At 62.7% G+C, this 16,456-nt stretch carries 13 protein-coding genes; 6 read left to right on the forward strand and 7 right to left on the reverse strand.

Annotation, left to right across the window (positions count from 1 at the left end):
- Positions 1-146: 146 nt before the first annotated feature.
- Entirely contained in the window at positions 147-746 is a 600-nt protein-coding gene (locus tag JJE66_RS03280) for a DUF1036 domain-containing protein (RefSeq protein ID WP_200512683.1), read from the forward strand.
- The gene (gene pyk / locus JJE66_RS03285) at positions 743-2,179 is read left to right on the forward strand and encodes a pyruvate kinase (RefSeq protein WP_200512684.1); all 1,437 of its coding nucleotides are present in this window, start codon (positions 743-745) and stop codon (positions 2,177-2,179) included. Before JJE66_RS03280 ends, pyk begins: the two co-directional genes overlap by 4 nt.
- Before the next feature lie 147 nt (positions 2,180-2,326).
- Here the strand turns inward: pyk and JJE66_RS03290 are convergent, their stop codons facing one another.
- Positions 2,327-3,007, reverse strand: a complete 681-nt coding sequence (locus tag JJE66_RS03290; RefSeq protein ID WP_200512685.1) for a TetR/AcrR family transcriptional regulator — start codon at positions 3,005-3,007, stop codon at positions 2,327-2,329.
- 259 nt (positions 3,008-3,266) lie between these two features.
- Here JJE66_RS03290 and JJE66_RS03295 point away from each other — a divergent pair, with 259 nt between their 5' ends.
- A complete protein-coding gene (locus JJE66_RS03295; RefSeq protein ID WP_200512686.1) occupies positions 3,267-4,250 on the forward strand; it encodes a phosphatase PAP2 family protein in 984 nt (327 codons plus the stop codon).
- Between the two features lie 125 nt (positions 4,251-4,375).
- Here the strand turns inward: JJE66_RS03295 and JJE66_RS03300 are convergent, their stop codons facing one another.
- Positions 4,376-5,761: a metallophosphoesterase gene (locus tag JJE66_RS03300; RefSeq protein WP_210349633.1), complete on the reverse strand. Its 1,386-nt coding sequence runs from the start codon at positions 5,759-5,761 to the stop codon at positions 4,376-4,378.
- Positions 5,762-5,887: 126 nt separating this feature from the next.
- Entirely contained in the window at positions 5,888-6,052 is a 165-nt protein-coding gene (locus tag JJE66_RS03305) for a Flp family type IVb pilin (protein ID WP_128949876.1), read from the reverse strand.
- Positions 6,053-6,330: 278 nt separating this feature from the next.
- Here JJE66_RS03305 and JJE66_RS03310 point away from each other — a divergent pair, with 278 nt between their 5' ends.
- Positions 6,331-7,821: a hypothetical protein gene (locus JJE66_RS03310; RefSeq protein WP_200512687.1), complete on the forward strand. Its 1,491-nt coding sequence runs from the start codon at positions 6,331-6,333 to the stop codon at positions 7,819-7,821.
- Positions 7,822-8,316: 495 nt separating this feature from the next.
- On the opposite strand, the gene JJE66_RS03315 is transcribed toward JJE66_RS03310, so the two are convergent.
- Positions 8,317-10,152, reverse strand: coding sequence for a hypothetical protein (locus JJE66_RS03315; protein ID WP_311979820.1), 1,836 nt, complete (start codon positions 10,150-10,152; stop codon positions 8,317-8,319).
- A 480-nt stretch (positions 10,153-10,632) separates the two neighbouring features.
- Between JJE66_RS03315 and JJE66_RS03320 the strand changes: the two genes are divergently transcribed.
- Both JJE66_RS03320 and JJE66_RS03325 read left to right on the forward strand, forming a co-directional pair.
- The gene (locus JJE66_RS03320; protein ID WP_200512688.1) at positions 10,633-11,628 is read left to right on the forward strand and encodes a glycosyltransferase family 2 protein; all 996 of its coding nucleotides are present in this window, start codon (positions 10,633-10,635) and stop codon (positions 11,626-11,628) included.
- An 8-nt stretch (positions 11,629-11,636) separates the two neighbouring features.
- Entirely contained in the window at positions 11,637-12,320 is a 684-nt protein-coding gene (locus JJE66_RS03325; protein WP_210349634.1) for a class I SAM-dependent methyltransferase, read from the forward strand.
- A gap of 1 nt (position 12,321) precedes the next feature.
- Here the strand turns inward: JJE66_RS03325 and JJE66_RS03330 are convergent, their stop codons facing one another.
- The 3 genes from JJE66_RS03330 to JJE66_RS03340 all read right to left on the reverse strand — a co-directional run bounded on the left by JJE66_RS03330 (position 12,322) and on the right by JJE66_RS03340 (position 16,456).
- Positions 12,322-13,767, reverse strand: coding sequence for a hypothetical protein (locus tag JJE66_RS03330; RefSeq protein WP_200512690.1), 1,446 nt, complete (start codon positions 13,765-13,767; stop codon positions 12,322-12,324).
- A 126-nt stretch (positions 13,768-13,893) separates the two neighbouring features.
- Positions 13,894-15,672 (reverse strand): DUF6798 domain-containing protein, encoded by a 1,779-nt coding sequence (locus JJE66_RS03335; protein WP_200512691.1) that lies wholly within the window; start codon positions 15,670-15,672, stop codon positions 13,894-13,896.
- Between the two features lie 364 nt (positions 15,673-16,036).
- Positions 16,037-16,456 (reverse strand): DUF3052 family protein, encoded by a 420-nt coding sequence (locus JJE66_RS03340; protein WP_200512692.1) that lies wholly within the window; start codon positions 16,454-16,456, stop codon positions 16,037-16,039.

Genomic DNA, 16,456 nt, shown 5'->3' on the forward strand with positions numbered 1-16,456 from the left:
TTCTGATGGGTCACCCTTACGAGATCAGGTAAACCCTGTCACAGATTTTGCCATATCGCGGCGCAAACGGACCCGAGGCCGGCCCGGACCGGTTCCGCTGGCCCCCTACGCCAAATCGTCAATGATCTGATATAGCTTCCGCGACAATGATCGCCGAATCTCCCCGCTCCCCCCTTCGCCTGCTCGCCCGGTTGGTCCCGGTGCTGGTGGTTGCTTTGCTATGCCTCTGGACCAGCCCGGCTTCCGCCGATTTCCGGCTGTGCAACAACACCTCGAGCCGGGTCGGCATTGCGCTCGGGTACAAGGATGCCGATGGCTGGACCACCGAGGGCTGGTGGAACATCTCCTCCCGCTCCTGCGAGACCCTGCTGCGGGGTACGCTGGTCGCCCGCTATTATTACATCTACGGAATCGACTATGACCGCGGCGGTGAATGGTCCGGCCAGGCCTTCATGTGCTCACGCGACAAGGAATTCACCATCCGCGGCACCGAGGATTGCCTGGCGCGCGGCTACGACCGGACCGGCTATTTCGAGGTCGATACCGGCGAGCAGCGAGCCTGGACGGTGCAGCTCACCGACGCCAACGAGTTGCCGACGCAGCCGCGTGTCCCCGGCATGCCCGGCCCTGTGGGCCCGGGTGGCGGCGTTCCGGGTTTGCCCAACAGCCCGCCGGGTGCTACGCCCCCGGGCTCGTCCGGCCTGCCACCGGCCGCAGCTCCCCCCTCGCCTGGGAATAAGCCATGAGGCGTCTTCGCCGTATCAAGATTCTCGCGACTCTGGGACCCGCCTCTTCAGACCTCGCGATGATCCGCCGCCTGTTCGAGGCCGGCGCCGACCTGTTCCGCATCAATATGAGCCATACCCCGCATGACAAAATGCGGGAGCTGGTGGCAACCATCCGCAACGTCGAATCGAGCTACGGCCGCCCGATCGGCATCCTGGTCGACCTGCAGGGCCCGAAGCTCCGGCTCGGCGCCTTCGCCGAAGGCGCGGTCCAGCTCCAGAACGGCCAGACTTTCACGCTGGATTCCGACAAGACACCGGGCGACGCCACTCGCGTCCAGCTCCCGCATCCGGAGATCCTGGCTGCGCTACGCCCCGGCCATGCGCTGCTGCTCGACGACGGCAAGGTGCGGCTGATCGCGGAGGAGACCACGAAAGAGCACGCCGTGACCCGCGTCGTGGTCGGCGGCCGGATGTCCGACCGCAAGGGCGTCAGCCTGCCCGACACCGACCTCGCGGTCTCGGCAATGACGCCGAAGGACCGCGCCGACCTCGAGGCCGCTTTGGTCACCGGCGTCGACTGGATCGCGCTGTCTTTCGTGCAGCGCGCCGACGACGTCATCGAGGCCAAGAAGATGATCCGCGGCCGGGCTGCCGTCATGGCCAAGATCGAGAAGCCGCAGGCGATCGACCGCCTCGCCGACATCATCGAGGCCTCTGACGCGCTGATGGTGGCGCGCGGCGACCTCGGCGTCGAGCTGCCGCTGGAGCGCGTGCCGAGCCTCCAGAAGCAAATGACTCGCATGGCGCGCCGCGCCGGCAAGCCGGTGGTGATCGCGACGCAAATGCTGGAATCGATGATCCAGTCACCGGTGCCGACCCGCGCCGAAGTCTCCGACGTCGCCACCGCGGTCTATGAGGGCGCCGACGCCATCATGCTGTCGGCGGAATCGGCGGCCGGCAAATTCCCGGTCGAGGCGGTCTCGACCATGAACCGCATCGGCGAGGAGGTCGAGCGCGACCCGATCTATCGCTCGGTGATCACCGCACAGCGCCCCGCGCCGGAATCCACCGCTGGCGATGCCATCGCGGACGCTGCGCGGCAGATCGCCGAGACGCTCGACCTGCCCGCCTTGATCTGCTGGACCAGCTCCGGCTCGACCGCCGTGCGCGTGGCGCGTGAGCGGCCGAAGCCGCCGATCGTGGCGATCACGCCGAACATCACCGCCGGACGCCGGCTCGCGGTGGTCTGGGGCGTGCATTGCGTGGTGGCGGAAGATGCGCGCGACCAGGACGACATGGTGAGCCGCGCCGGCCAGATCGCGTTCCGGGATGGCTTCGTCCGTGCCGGCCAGCGCGTGCTGATCGTCGCCGGTGTGCCGCTCGGCATTCCCGGCACCACCAACATGGTGCGCATCGCCTCCGTCGGCCCCGAGGGCAACGCGGATATCTAGACTTTCGCCGTTCCGGCGATCGTCCGACAAAAGTCGAAAACAACCCCATGCACAGTAGCCGTCAAGTGACGGCATGATGGCTTGCGGATTGGGCGAAACCATTGACCCGTCGGGCCAATCAGCGCGCGGCGCGCATTAGGCTCGAGCTCAGGCCCCGACCAGCGCTTTCGCGGTCGGCAGCAGCGTCTGCTGCACCACCAGGCCGCGGGCGCGGGCGTCCATGACGCCGACGGCACGCAGCGCCAGCAGGGTCACGGTCTGCACCGCGTCGCGCATCTTGACGGGATCGTCGAGATTGTCGGGCGCGAGCGGACCGACGAGGGACTCATGTAGCGCGCCCAGCAGCGCGGTCGCGGCCAAAGCCGTGTCCTGCGCCGGCAGATGACCGGCGCGCACGGCGGCGTCGATCCGCCCGGCCATCTCGCCCGCGATCTCGCGCCGGCTGGCCAGGCGCGAAGCGCTGACATCGACATCGACCGGCTCGGCCAGGATGCCCCAGGCGAGCCTGCGCTGCGACAGGGTGTGGACGGCAACCGTGGTCACCGCGGCCGCCAGCGCCGAGGACGGTCCGGGCGCGGCATCGGCCGCGCGGCGGATCGCCGCGAGCTCGTCGCGGGACACCTCGGAAATCAATTCGGAAATCAGCTCGGCCTTGGACGGGAAGTAGCGATAGACGGTGCCCGCCGCCACATTGGCCCGGACCGCGACCGGCGCGATCTGCACTGCCGCCATGCCGCCTTCGGCCGCGGCTTCCCTTGCCGCCGCCAGGATGGCGCTGCGCCGAGCCGCGAGGCGCTTCACCACTTGATGCGTTCGCCGATAAACCATGGCGCGCTTCCCATCCCACACGCCGCCCGCACGCCGCGGCCGAACGCTTCGTCACCGAACTGCTGCAAATCGCCCCGCAAGGACTGAACAACTATTCAGGGGGGATGACAAGAAGCAAATGTGTGAACCGTCACACTCGCGAGGCTGGGCTGCAGACCGTTCAAATTGCAGCGAATCAATTGGTAAACGGCTGACCACGATTCTTACCGCGGTCTTAAAGCGCCTCCGCGAAGGTGGCTGCGATCCAACGCGGTGCAGCATGGTCGACACGGAAACCAAAACTGCCTGGCAGCTTTTCCATTTGAACTGGCTTCCCATCGCAGCCATGGGCAGCCTGCTGGCGCTTGGCCTCTCCGTCACCGGGCTCAGGCTCGAGCCGGTCGCCTACGGCATTACGCTTGCGATCGCGGCCTCCTTCGTCGCCATCGCCTATTGTCACCGCATCGTCAAAGGCGATCGCGCCGATCCGAAACTGATCTTCTCTCTCGGCACGATTGGCCAGGTCATCATCACCTGCGCCATCGTCGGCCCGCTCAGCTACGTTGCCGGCAAGATGGGCTGGCCGCTCCAGGATCAGGCGCTGCTCGCGATCGATCGCGCGCTCGGCCTCGATCCCGAACCAATCGCAAGCTTCGTCAACGATCATCCCTGGCTCTCGGACGTCCTCTCCCGCGGCTACGGACTGATCAAATGGCCGCTGCTCGGCATCCCCGTCGTGCTGACGTTGACCGCGCGTTACGTGCGGCTGCAATTGTTCATGCTCGCGATGAGCCTCGCGCTCGCGATCACCATCGCGATCTCGGCGCTGGTGCCGGCCATCGGCACCTATTACGGGCTGCAATTGCCGGCGGCCCATTTCCCCGAAATCAATACCGCAGTCTACGCCGGACAGTTGCGCGACATCCTGGCGCTGCGCGACGGCAGCCTGCACGAGCTCAAGCTGTTCATGCTTTCCGGCATCGTCTCGTTTCCGAGCTTCCACGCCGCGTCCGCCGTGCTCTACATGTGGGCGCTGTGGCCGGTGCGCGGCATCGGCGGCATCGTGGCTGCACTCAGTCTTTTGATGATCGCGGCAACGCCGGTGATCGGCGCGCATTACATCGTCGACGTCGCCGGCGGCATCGCGCTCGCTGTAGCCTCGATCTGGGCCGCGAAGGCTTATCTGGAATGGATGGGCCGCGCTTCGCAGGTCTCCGCAGCGCCCGCTACGTCAGCGGTCTGGCAGCCCAGCCTCGCCGAATAGCGAGCGCGAAAGGCTGCGGGTCTCGCCACGATCAATCACGTCTTCAGCTACCGCCGTGCCCGCCATCTACTGCGTGGTCGTGACGGTGGCACGCACCGCTTTGCCCGCGCTTCGAGCTATCCAATTCAATGCTGGATCTGCGCTAGCTGGACACTCAGCGCGGCACCTCTGAAAGGACGATCTTCAATACCGCCTTGCCCGTGACCGATCGCCCAGTGCCGGGGCCATGACAGCTCTTCCACCCCGCGCGCCGTCGCAGAGCTCAAAGACGACCAACGGGAATCGTCGTGGTGACGATACAGGAGACCGCCGGGTCCCATATCCGGATATATCCTGACGTGGATATCGAAGGGGACACCTGCGGCAAGATCAGGTCCGCGCCAATACGCCGGACTGCGCCCGGGATCGCGACCGACGATCATTGTCAGGGTTTGCGCAGGACCGCGAAGTCCAAGCCAGAATGGCGCGATTGAACCGGGCTCGAAAGCCGTAAAGAGCGTCTGCGCCGGTGCCGCATCGATCGTCGCGCCCTGCCCTGTCAATCTCAGCTCGATGCTGCGCCCGGACCGCAAGGGTCCACTGAAAAGCGCCTTCGCTTCTCCGAGCGGCAGTTGCGCCCACTGGCCCGAAACGGGATCAGGCATCGGCCATTCCAGCCTCTCCCTGATGACACCATCGGTATCGAGCACTTGATAGCGCAGGCCACGCGCGTCGAGCGCCGCCTGAACACAATGGAGGTACTCGACACCTTCCGGCATTCTGTGCGCCGTTCCCGCACCTGCGGTACAGATCTGCAGGACGCCCCGGTGCGCCTGCACATCGAAGGCAAGGATGTGGCTGCACACATAAGCCAGCACGTTTCCGTTCACCAGGATATTCCAGAACGGCCGGGCATATTCGTGACCGATCTCGCGTTGATATGCGCCGGAAAAGCCGTTGACGGGGAATACCGGGTGATGGCCGATGACGAGCTTGTGTCGGGCGTCGCCATGTCCTTTCAGCGTCGCTTCGAGCCATTCGATCTCGACATGTCCCTCGCCCCCGAGACCGCTCCAGAGCGTATTGACGAACACCATCAGAAGATCGCCGCGCCGCACGAAGTATGAGAGGCCGGTTTGCCCGGACGGTCCGTTGTCCGGCAGACCGAGAACGGTCCGAAACACCATCTCGCTCATCACGTCGTAGGTCGTGTGGTTGCCGGTCGTGTGCCACATGGGAATGGCCGCGCGGTCGAGCCATGCCATTTCCGTTTCCAGCCAATATCGCCACTGCGCGCGGAGAGCATCGGCATCCGGCGTCAGACCGATGATTTCATCCCCCGGGAAGAGAATGAACTCGGGCTGCGGTCGCAGGCGTTGCACGACGGCGTTGACCGAAGCGAAGGTCTCCTCGTGCAATGCGCCAGGCACGCCCGAGCAGGAGTCACCATACAGGAGAAATTGGTGGCCCTCGCCGCGCGACAAAAGCGCGGGGATGGAATTTTTCACGGGATCGATGACCTTCCATTGCAAGCACCCGATCGGAGAATGGCAATTTCCGGAAAGGGGGGCAACGAGCTAGATTGAGATGATGCCGTGGGCCAAAAGAAAGAGCCCCGTCCGAGGACGGGGCTCTTTGAATTCAGGCTTCGTCAGCTCTTACTTGAGGCTGGACGAGATCGAGCCGAACTTGGTGTTCAGCGTGCTGCCGAGATTGTTGACGACGGTGATGATCGCCAGCGCGATGCCGGCTGCGATCAGGCCGTATTCGATGGCGGTGGCGCCGGATTCGTCCTTCACGAAACGCGAAACGAGGTTCTTCATAGACTGCTCCAAAGGATACACGTGGCTTCAACTGGTCTGGTCTTTTCGGCTTCCCAGCGCCGCCCGACCATGGAACCGAACGTAAGGGCAAAGAATTTCGCCACAGTTAATTCGACTGCGGAAACACGGAACGGATTGCATGTAGTCGCCGATGGTAAACCGAAATCTAAAACAATCGGTTAAATTGCACGGACACACGGCGATTTACTGGAAGTTATGACCGCCATGGTCCAATGCCGCCCGCTCGGCCAACACACCTAAGAACAAGACGAGGCGGCATGTCCCTTTCCTTCACCAACAGCATCGCAGTGCAGAGCCGCGCGCGCGCGCTGGTGCCGCTGTGCGTCGGCGCAGGCGCCTATCTCTTCTTCCTCACTATCGGCGACACGCTGCTTCAGGACTCCGACTCGTTCTGGCAGATCAAGATCGGGCAGTGGATTCTCGATCATCACGCCCTGCCCTATGCCGACATCTATTCCTTCACGCGGCTAGGGGAGCCCTGGATCTCGACGTCCTGGCTGTCGCAGATTCTGTTCGCCGCCTCCTACGCGCAGTGGGACTGGGCGGGACCGGTGATCCTCACCGCGCTCGCAATCGCGACGTCGGCCGCAATTTTCGTCTACCTGCTCGACGCCCATCTCGAAATCCCGCGCTCGGTGCTGTTCGCGATGCTGGCCGTGACGCTGTCGCTGCATCACATCCTGGCGCGGCCGCACATCCTGGCGCTGCCCGTGATGATCGCGTGGGTCGGCGTGCTGATGCATGCGGCCGACCGCAAGGTCGCGCCGTCCTGGGTTTGGCTGCCGCTGATGTCGCTGTGGGCCAACTTGCACGGCGGCTTCGTGCTCGGCCTCGCGCTGATCGGCCCGATAGCGCTCGAAGCAATCTGGACCCTCGATTCCGGCAAGCAGGTCCGGCTGCTTGCGCGCTGGTTCCTGTTCGGCGTCGGCGCGATGGCGGCTGCCTGCGTCACGCCCTATGGCTGGCGCACGCTGTTGGGCGCGACCAACATCCTCAATCTCGGCGAGCTGCTGTCGGTCATCTCGGAATGGATGCCGGCGAACTTCGCCTCGTTCTCCGGGTTCGAAGGTGCGATCTTCGGCCTTATCGCGATCGGCCTGTTTCGCGGCCTCACGCTGTCGCCGCCGCGCATCCTCCTGGTCCTGCTCTTCACCTGGATGGGTCTCACCCATGTCAGGAGCATCGAGGCTTTCGCTTTCCTGGTGCCGCTGGTGCTGGCCAAGCCGCTCGGCGAAAAGTCGCCGCTGCCGCAAATTGATGCGCACGGTAGCGAGAGCTGGCCGGCTCGCTACGTCACCGTCACCGGCGCTCTGATGATTGCGGCCGCGGCCTGGACCTCGACCTCGATCTACATGTCGCATCACCGCTTTACCTTCACGATGGACCAGACGCCGGTCGCCGCCGTCGACCTGCTCCAGCAACGCAAGGTGCAGCGCATCTTCAATGCCTATCAGTTCGGCGGCTATTTGATCTCGCGCAACGTCCCGGTCTTCGTCGATGGCCGCGCCGAGCTCTATGGCGAGAAATTCGTCATGGACTTCTTCAAGGCGACGGAAGGGAAAAAGCCCGAGCTGCTGCCGCGCCTGCTCGACGAGTACAAGATCGACGCAACGCTGCTGGTGGCCGATGCGCCGGGCCCGCAGATCCTCGATCACCTCAAGGGCTGGAAGCGGATCTATGCGGATCACATCGCGGTGATCCATGTGCGGGAGAGTTCGGAGAGCGCAGCCGCGACGCCGTCGAAGTGAGGGCGTAGCTTCCGGGCGGGTACGCGTACACGTGAGATGGCCGCTTCCGCTCACAGATGGAGGCCCGTTTTGATTTTTTGGCAGCTGGTTACCCTTATCGGCGCGGCTTATCTCGGGACCGGGTTTGTATATGTTCGGCTGCGGTCATTAGACGCAAATAATTTGCGCGAGCCTCCATCAATTCTAAAATGGCCAGTAGAGACCATTTCCAATTCGCAGTTCTCTTACTGGTTAATGTTCGCGTCGCTCGTAGTGGCCATCATCTATAAGTACCGGTAGGGCTCATCAATCGCAGGACATGGCTATGGCAGCGAGGCTCGGGTACCGACACGCTAGAGCGAGTTGACCTGCTCCGCTCCTGAGGGCGTAGCGGACATGACGTGCGTTCGCAGGCTGATCGGATTTGCGAGTCCACGCTCCAGCGCGTTGAACCGGGTTCGGATCGGCTGGCGGCGCGGATCGGCGCGCGGGGGCTCGATTGCTCAACCCGCAAAATTACTCCGTCGCCGGCGATGCGTCCTTCCGCACCGCAGGCCCGTTCGCGTCCGTCGAAAATACGCAGAGCCGTTTCGTTCGATAGATGGTGCCGCTCTGCGATTCCGGATTCTGACAGATATCGATGACATAGCCGATGTCGTTACGTGACGCATAGGCCCGTCGCTCCGCGAGCGAATTCAGACCTTCGACTTCGGCCAATCTGCTGCGCCATACTTCATGGTACGAGGGCATATACATCGCCGACCCTCCCCGCCTGAAATCGATCCAGATGCGGCGATGCGAAATGAACTCGAAAACGACGGCCCGCGAGAGCGCGATGTCGGCAAGGCTCGATTCCGACGCCGGATCAAACCGGGGCGTCTTCGGAACGAGGAACATGGCCGTCGGAGGAGTTGCATTGCGCGCCCAATTGCCGACGTCGGTCCACTCCTCAACTGCGTCGGTATAGAGCCGATTGAGTTTGGCGTTGTACCACGTCGAGAGCGGCCAAACCGCGATCACGGCGGCGGCCAGCACAAGATAACCCATCGTGCGCTGGTAGGTCGGAGCGGGACCAGGTGCAACCCTCAGAAAGACAAAGGTCAAAATGAGCAGGATGGAAGCCAGGCTGGCGAGGTTATCAAGACTCAGGAACAGCACAATGAGACAGGCCGGCAGGAAAGTCCCTTCCTTGTCGCGGCGCAGCCAGTTTGTCGCCAATGCGGCCATGGCCAGGCCGGCCAACAGATGAATGACCGTGCCTGACCGCAACAGATGAAGGTTGAGAACGAAATGCGAGCCGGTCACGAACGGGACGCCGACCCCGACTCCATAAACCAGGATCGCGCCAAGATAGGCCACCTGAAGTTGCCTGGCGCCCCGCCCGAACCAAAGGAGTCCGGCCGCGCCGACAAGCGTGACGCCCAGGAGCGCCAGGATATCACCGACCTGTATCGAATCGATCAGCACATGACCTGGAAAATACTGGCGAAGGAACGTCGCATAGTCGAAGCCGAACGGACTTCCGAATTCCGGATTCGAGACGAAGCCGTACAGGACGAAAGCCGCAAGTGGCACGCAGAGAACGAGACCGGCCAGCGTGCGCGAAAGGACCTCCCTGACGGTCACCTTCCGCTGCATCAGAAGACTGATCGCGATCAGAACCAACGGCAGCACGAGCCAAACCGCAAAGAACGCATTGATGAAGAACGTCACTCCGACGGCGACGGCCGCCGCAGCAAAGCGGCTTCTTGCGGCGAGATAGATGGCGAGAAGAGCCGTGCCATTCGCGATTTCGGAATGGGTGAAGTAGTTTATGAACAGCCCGCCGGTGCCGGCATAGCTGTAGCCGTTGAGAAGGGCGATGAAGCAGAGGATCAGGCTGAAGACGATCTTGTCGCGGCGTTCGGTGATGCCCAGCAGCGAGGCGCAGCACAGGAACCCGACAAAGCTGAGCAGCCGGGAGAGATAGTTCAGAATGAAGAACAGCAACGGAACGTTGTCGAAATATCTTTCCGTACCGCTCAATACCAGCCAGACTCCGGAGGCAAAATAGCGCAGCGATTGGATGAATGCGTCGTCGTGGTACTGAGGCTCGTTGTAGAGACCGGCGACAACCGGCAAATGGTACAAGTTGTTGATGATCCCGAAAACAAATCCGGTATGCAACACCGACACCGCCGACGCGACGGCGGCCACCGAAATTGTCTCGACCCAGGAGTTCGGAATACCGGCCGCGCGGTTGCGGCAGATCGTTTCAGAAGCGATGTGGAGATCTGCCATTCGAATTGCCGGAGGAAGCGACGGCTGAGGATCAGCCTCGGTTAAGCGCCGTGTTTGCCACCCCGCTTTCACGCGTTTGACTGGTCCGAGCCCGCGGGCGATGAGACGAACGACATCAGAAATAAGTCGCAAACGCTAATGGCGGATTAATCGGCGCTCGAGAATGATGCGCGCACGACGCCGGGGTGCGTCGGAGTCACGAAGGCGCGGTGCCTTCGGGGTGACGACACGCGTCCCTCCCGTGTCCCGGACGCGCTGCAACACGTTGCCGCGCTGGCCGCGAACCCGCTGCCGGACCTGCTGGAGGTGTTGGACGCCTCAGAGCGATTTGTTCTCTACAAGATCCGCCGCCGGTCCTGGACCGAAGCCGCGGCTGCACAGCGTGGTCAATCTGGCATCACCATCCCCCGCCTGCCGCCTCCAATCGCCCTCGGGCGACCCCAACCCGCCGCGCCGTCTCCAGAGACCTAGACCCCTAACAATTGTAGCAAGGCCACTTTAACCAGCGACGAATTAGAGTCCTGCTCCTGCAACCGAGTTGGGCTCTTTCACATGGCGGCCAGTTCCAAATCGATCCGCTATAGCCTCGTCATCCCCGTGTTCAACGAGGAAGCCGTGTTGCCGGTCCTGTTGCGCCGGCTCGACACGGTATTGTCCCGGCTCGACGGGCCGGCAGAAGCGATCTTCGTGGACGACGGCAGCAGCGATTCCGGCTCGATCGTGCTAAAGGCACTCGCCACGCGCGACCCGCGCTTTCGCTATATCGGCTTGTCGCGAAATTTCGGCCATCAGGTCGCCATCACCGCCGGCATGGACGCCGCGCAAGGTGACGCGATCATTGTCATGGATGCCGATTTGCAGGATCCGCCCGAAGTGATCGAGCAATTGATCGCAAAATGGCAGGAAGGCAACGACATCGTCCATGCCCGCCGTTTGTCGCGCGACGGCGAAAGCCGTTTCAAACGTGCGACGGCGCATCTGTTTTATCGGCTCCTCGGCAGGATGTCCTCCGTCGGCATCCCCGCCGATGTCGGCGACTTCCGCCTGATCGATCGCAAGGTGCTCGACGCGCTTCGGCAGATGCCGGAGCAGGACCGCTTCGTACGAGGCATGATCGCCTGGCTCGGCTTTCGGCAGACCGAGGTCGCCTTCCACCGCCTCGAGCGCGCAGCGGGCGAAACCAAATACCCGCTGTTCAAGATGATCCGGCTGGCGATGAACGCCGCGCTCGGCTTTTCCGATCTGCCCTTACGGCTTGCAATCTGGTGCGGATTGACGGTCTCGGGACTCGCACTGCTCTACGGCGGCTGGGTGATGGTGTTGTGGCTCGGCAAGGACAGTCATCTCGTGACCGGCTGGTCCTCGACGATCGTCGTCGTGTCCCTGCTGTGCGGAATCAACATGCTGATGACGGGCATCGTGGGGCTCTATGTCGGTCGCATCCATGCCGAGGTGAAGCGGCGCCCGCTCTATGTGGTGCAGACACGCGCTGGCTTCGATCGCGACGAGACGGCGGCGACACCCGCGATCCACGCCGTCAACGAGTGACCGAGCGCATGACCGAACTCTTCGACGGCTATCATGACAACTACCGCGATGTGGTCCAATCCTCGATCGACTTCTCCGGCCTGCCGCATCATTTTTTCATGCGCGCGAAAGCCGATCTCTTGGGCGATCTGATCGCGCAGCGGCTGGACGCGCAGAGACCCGAAATGCTGGACGTCGGCTGCGGCGTCGGCAGCCTTCATCCCCTGCTGCACGGCGTGGTCGGCCGCTTGAGCGGTATCGACGTTTCGTCGGCCAGCCTGGCACAGGCGCGCGCTGGCAACGGTGCGGTCGACTACCGCGAGTTCGACGGGCGCACTTTTCCTTTCGACGATGCAAGCTTCGATCTGGTCACCGCCATCTGCGTGATGCACCATATCGCGCCAACCGAATGGGCGCATTTCGTCGCCGAGATGCGGAGAGTGGTGCGTCCCGGAGGGCTCGTCTGCGTGATCGAACATAATCCGTACAACCCGCTGACCCGCCTGGCCGTCGCGCGCTGTGAGTTCGACCGGGACGCTGTCCTGCTCGGTGCTGGCACAACCCGGAAATTGATGGCTGCGGGCGGCCTACGCGAGATCGGCACGCGCCATTTCCTGCTGCTCCCCTGGGACACCAAACCGGCGCGGCGCCTCGAAGATGCCCTGAGCGGCCTGTCGCTCGGAGGCCAATACGCCGCCTTCGGTACCGCTTGACTTATCTTTGCGGCGTATCCTGCCGCTTGTGCACAACCGCCACATCGTCGCTGTAGACGCGCCGCCACTGGGGCAGCCGGTCGAGCATCGCTACCGCCGGTGTGCGCGGGGCGAGCAGCGTCGCGCCGATGTTGTAGTCGTCGAGCAGCTTGAGAAAGTCTCCGAGGTTGATCAGCGCCAGGGCACGATTGTAGCGGTCGATGAACGGTGCCCCGTACAGTTCGCCACGACCATCGATAAAGGTGGGAATGCCGGCAAAGATCAAATAGCCACCGAAAGAATAGTCATTGAGCACGGGCCCCGCCTTGGCGAGGTTGGCTTCGGCGATGGCAGCCTGCGGGGTGATGATCGGATCCGGTCTGACGTCACGCGCCAAGGCCACACCGCTCATCGCGATCAACACACCGATCCCAGCCAGATTCAGGCTGCGCGACGAGACCGCCGCATCGTCCGCGGCCGGTCTGCCGAACTTCCGACCCAGCGGGGCCGCCAGATAGAGTGGCGCCAGCACGGCCAGCAGATCCGCGTTGCGTATTTGCGCTAGCGCGAAATGGAGCAAGCCGATCACCACCAAGGCCCGCACGACCGGCAGCGTCACGCCGCGCGCGAGCGCAAAGATGCCAGCCAGCAGCAGCAACTCGAAGCCACCTATGTGACTGAAATCCTGCGGGCGCCATTCCGCGATCCAGGCAAGAGCCGGGCCGAGGCCGAGTGTCGTCAGCGGCATCAGCAACGGTTCCGGCCCGTAGGGCGTCAGGCAGGAGGCTGCGACCGCGAGTGCCGTGAACGGCAGCCACCGCAGGATCACGTGCAGCCATTCGCTCCGCCCCTCACGCAGCAGCGCCTCAAGCACCGCAGGGCCGATCAGCCCAAGCGCAAGCACCACGCTGCCGTGCAGATTGGCCCACAGGACCAGCAGCGGCAGCGCCCAGTATGGGGGAGGCCCCCCACGATCCATGCAGCGCACCAGGGCCCCTGCCCAGGTCACCATGACGGGCAGCACGAGCACGTGGGGCCGTGCCAGCATATGCGGCGCCAGCAGGATGACGGCCGCCATCACCATGAGAAAAGTCAGAGTTGGCGAAAGCTCGCGCAGCAGGAAGAACGTGAACAGGCCGAAGGCGAGCGCTATCGCTGCCGCGGCGAGGACGACGACACCCGACCAGCCGGACAGCGCATAAGCTCCGGCATAGATGACCTCCGAGAGCCACTCGAAAGTTATCCAGGGCGCGCCGTGCCTTGAAAAGGAAAAGGGGTCACTCGACGGCAGGGTACCATGCGCGATGATCCAGCGCCCGACCTCGATGTGAGAATAGCTGTCGGGATCGTTGAGCATCCGCTGCCCGAGGACCAGCAGCATGAAATAGAGGCCAAGGCTCACCAGCCAGGGCAAGGCCGCACGCGCCGAAAACGGTTGAACCTCGCTGTGGACGGCCTGGTCACTCATGGCGGGCGAAATTAGAGCGCAAGCGTTAAGTTCTTGTTTAACGTTTCTCCATTTGCCCATGCGGGCTGACCACGCGCGTTGGCGTGAGCCGGTCGCGTCGGATTCCAAGCGGGAGCGTTCGATTGCTCAACCGGCAAATCGCTCCGTCGACGGCGGCGCGTCCTTCCGTCCCACGGGCGCGTTTGCGTCCGTTGAAAATACGCAGAGCCGCTTCGTTCGATAGATCACACGGTTCGGCGCTTCCGGACTCTGACAGATATCGATGACATAGCCGATGCCATTGCGCGATGCATAAGCCATTCGCTCCGCCAGCGAATTCAAGCCCTCGACATCCGTCAACCTGCTTCGCCAGGTCGGATAATACGAAGGCGTCAACACCACTGATCCGCCACGCTTGAAATCGACCCAGATGCGGCGATGTGATACGAATTCAAATACGCCTTGGTGATCTAGCGCCATATCGGCGACGCTCACTTCGGCTCGACCGTCAAGCTCCGGCCTTCTTGGAATGAGGAATGTTGCGGTCAATGGCGTGTTATTGCGCGCCCACTTGCCAATTTCGGTCCACTCTGCGACCGCCTCGCTGCAGATTCGTTGGAACTCGAGGCCGGACCGGATCGCGAGTGGGGCTGCGACGCAAACAGCCGTGGCAAGCACCAGATAGCCCATGGCACGCTGATAGGATGGGACCGGTCTCGGCACAATTGTTAGAAGAGTAAATATCAAAACGGCTGTGACAAAACCCAGACCGGCCCAGCCGTCAAAGGTCAAGAACAGCACGATAAGACAGCCCGGAAGGAAAACCGCCTCCTTGTCGCGCCTCAACCAGTTCGTCGCCAAAGCCGCGATCGCCAGGGCGGCAAGCAGGTGAATGATCGTGCTCGATCGCAGGAGATGAAAGTTGAGCATTAGCGACGATCGGGTCACGAACGGAACGACGATGCCGATCAGATAGACCAGAATTGCGCCCACATAGGCTGCCCGCAAATCGGAAGCGGCGGCCTGCCTCGGCCAAAACAGCGCAAGCGCTCCGATGAGGGTGACTCCCAAGAGCCCCATGATGTCGCCGAGCGAAATCGAATCAATCAGCACGTGGCCTGGGTAATACTCGTGAAGGAAACTCGCAAGGTCGAGGCTGGACGGACGACCAAACTCCGGGTTTGCGAGAAACCCGTTGGCCACAACAAGTATAAGCGGCGAGCACAGGACGAGGCCGATCAGCACGCGCGAGGAGATTTGACCGATCGTCGCTTTCCGCTGCGACAGGTGACAGATCCCAATCAGCATCAGCGGCAGCACGAGCCAGACCGCAAAGAAGGCATTGATGAAGAATATTATGCCCGCAGCGACGACTGCTGCCGTGTAGCGGCCTCGAGCGGCAAAGTAGATCGCCAGAAGCGCCACGCCATTCGCTATCTCCGAATGGCTAAAGTAGTTGATGAACAGGCCGCCGGAGCCGGCATAGCTGTAGCCATCAAGAAACGCGATGAAGCAGACAATCAGACTGAAGACGATCTTGTCGCGTCTTTCCGTCACCCCGAGCAGGGAGGCGCAGCAGAGGAAGCCGACGAAGCTGAGCAGCCGGGAGAGGAAAAACAGAACCAAGAACAGCAACGGAATATTGTCGATATATTTTTCGGCGCCGCTCAACATCAGCCAGACGCCGGAAGCAAAGTAGCGCAACGACTGGATAAACCCGTCGTCATGATACTGCGGCTCATTGTAGAGACCGGCGACGATCGGCAGATAATTAATGTTATTGGTTAGTCCGAAGACAAACCCCGTGCGCAAGACGGATATCGCCGACGCGAACACGGCGACCGAAAGCGTCTCGGCCCAGAAGTTCGGGATGCTGGCCGCGCGACCGCGGCAACCCAAGTCAGAGGTGACGTTGACGTCCGCCATTCGGGCACCGAAGGAAGTGACGGCTGCGGATCAGCCTCGGTTGAGCGTCGTGTCTAGCGCCCGCTTTCAAGCGTCTGGCCGGCCCGAGCCTGCGGAGCGACGAAGATAGACGACAGCAGAATTAAGCGGCAAACGCTAATGGCGGCTTAATCAGCGATCGAGAGTTGCGCCGGCCTGATGGTAAATTTCGATCTAAGACGCGTGACCAAATCGTCGCTCTCGGCTGCGTGCCAGTTCATCGGCCTCGACGTCGCGATGAAGCACCCCACCATTGTCCATCGCCGCGGAAACAGAAGAGGTGGGTTACGCCGAGCCAACTGCGCTTCGCGCAGCCGCAGGGCTAACCGACTCTACGGAGCCGGTGCTATTTCGCGAGCTTCGCGCGGTCCTTGACCGGGATCACGAGCTTCAGTCCGGACCAGACCTCGTCGACGGCGCAGACCTTGATGTCGACGAGGCCGTTAGCAAGCGCGGTCTCGCGCACCAAGGCTTCCGTGACGTCGGTCGCAACGCCGGACGCCTTCTTCGGCCAGGAGGCCCAGATCATCCCATTGGGCGCGACCGCCTTGCGGTAGCCACGCAGTTTCGCGGCGAGGCCCTTCGCCTCGGTCGCGAAGAGATGCACGACATCGAGCGGCGCCTTGGCGGTCTTCGCGATGGTCACATCGGCAGGCAGCTCACCCACGACATCGCGATAGTCAGTCGCAAGACCGTCCACAAAAATACAAAAGCCCGGCTTGATCCCGAGCTTTTGCACAATCGGTTTGCCGGAATAGCCGGCCAT

Origin of the sequence: Bradyrhizobium diazoefficiens (assembly GCF_016612535.1) — a bacterium.
In the GTDB taxonomy this organism is placed as follows: Bacteria; Pseudomonadota; Alphaproteobacteria; order Rhizobiales; family Xanthobacteraceae; genus Bradyrhizobium; species Bradyrhizobium diazoefficiens_C.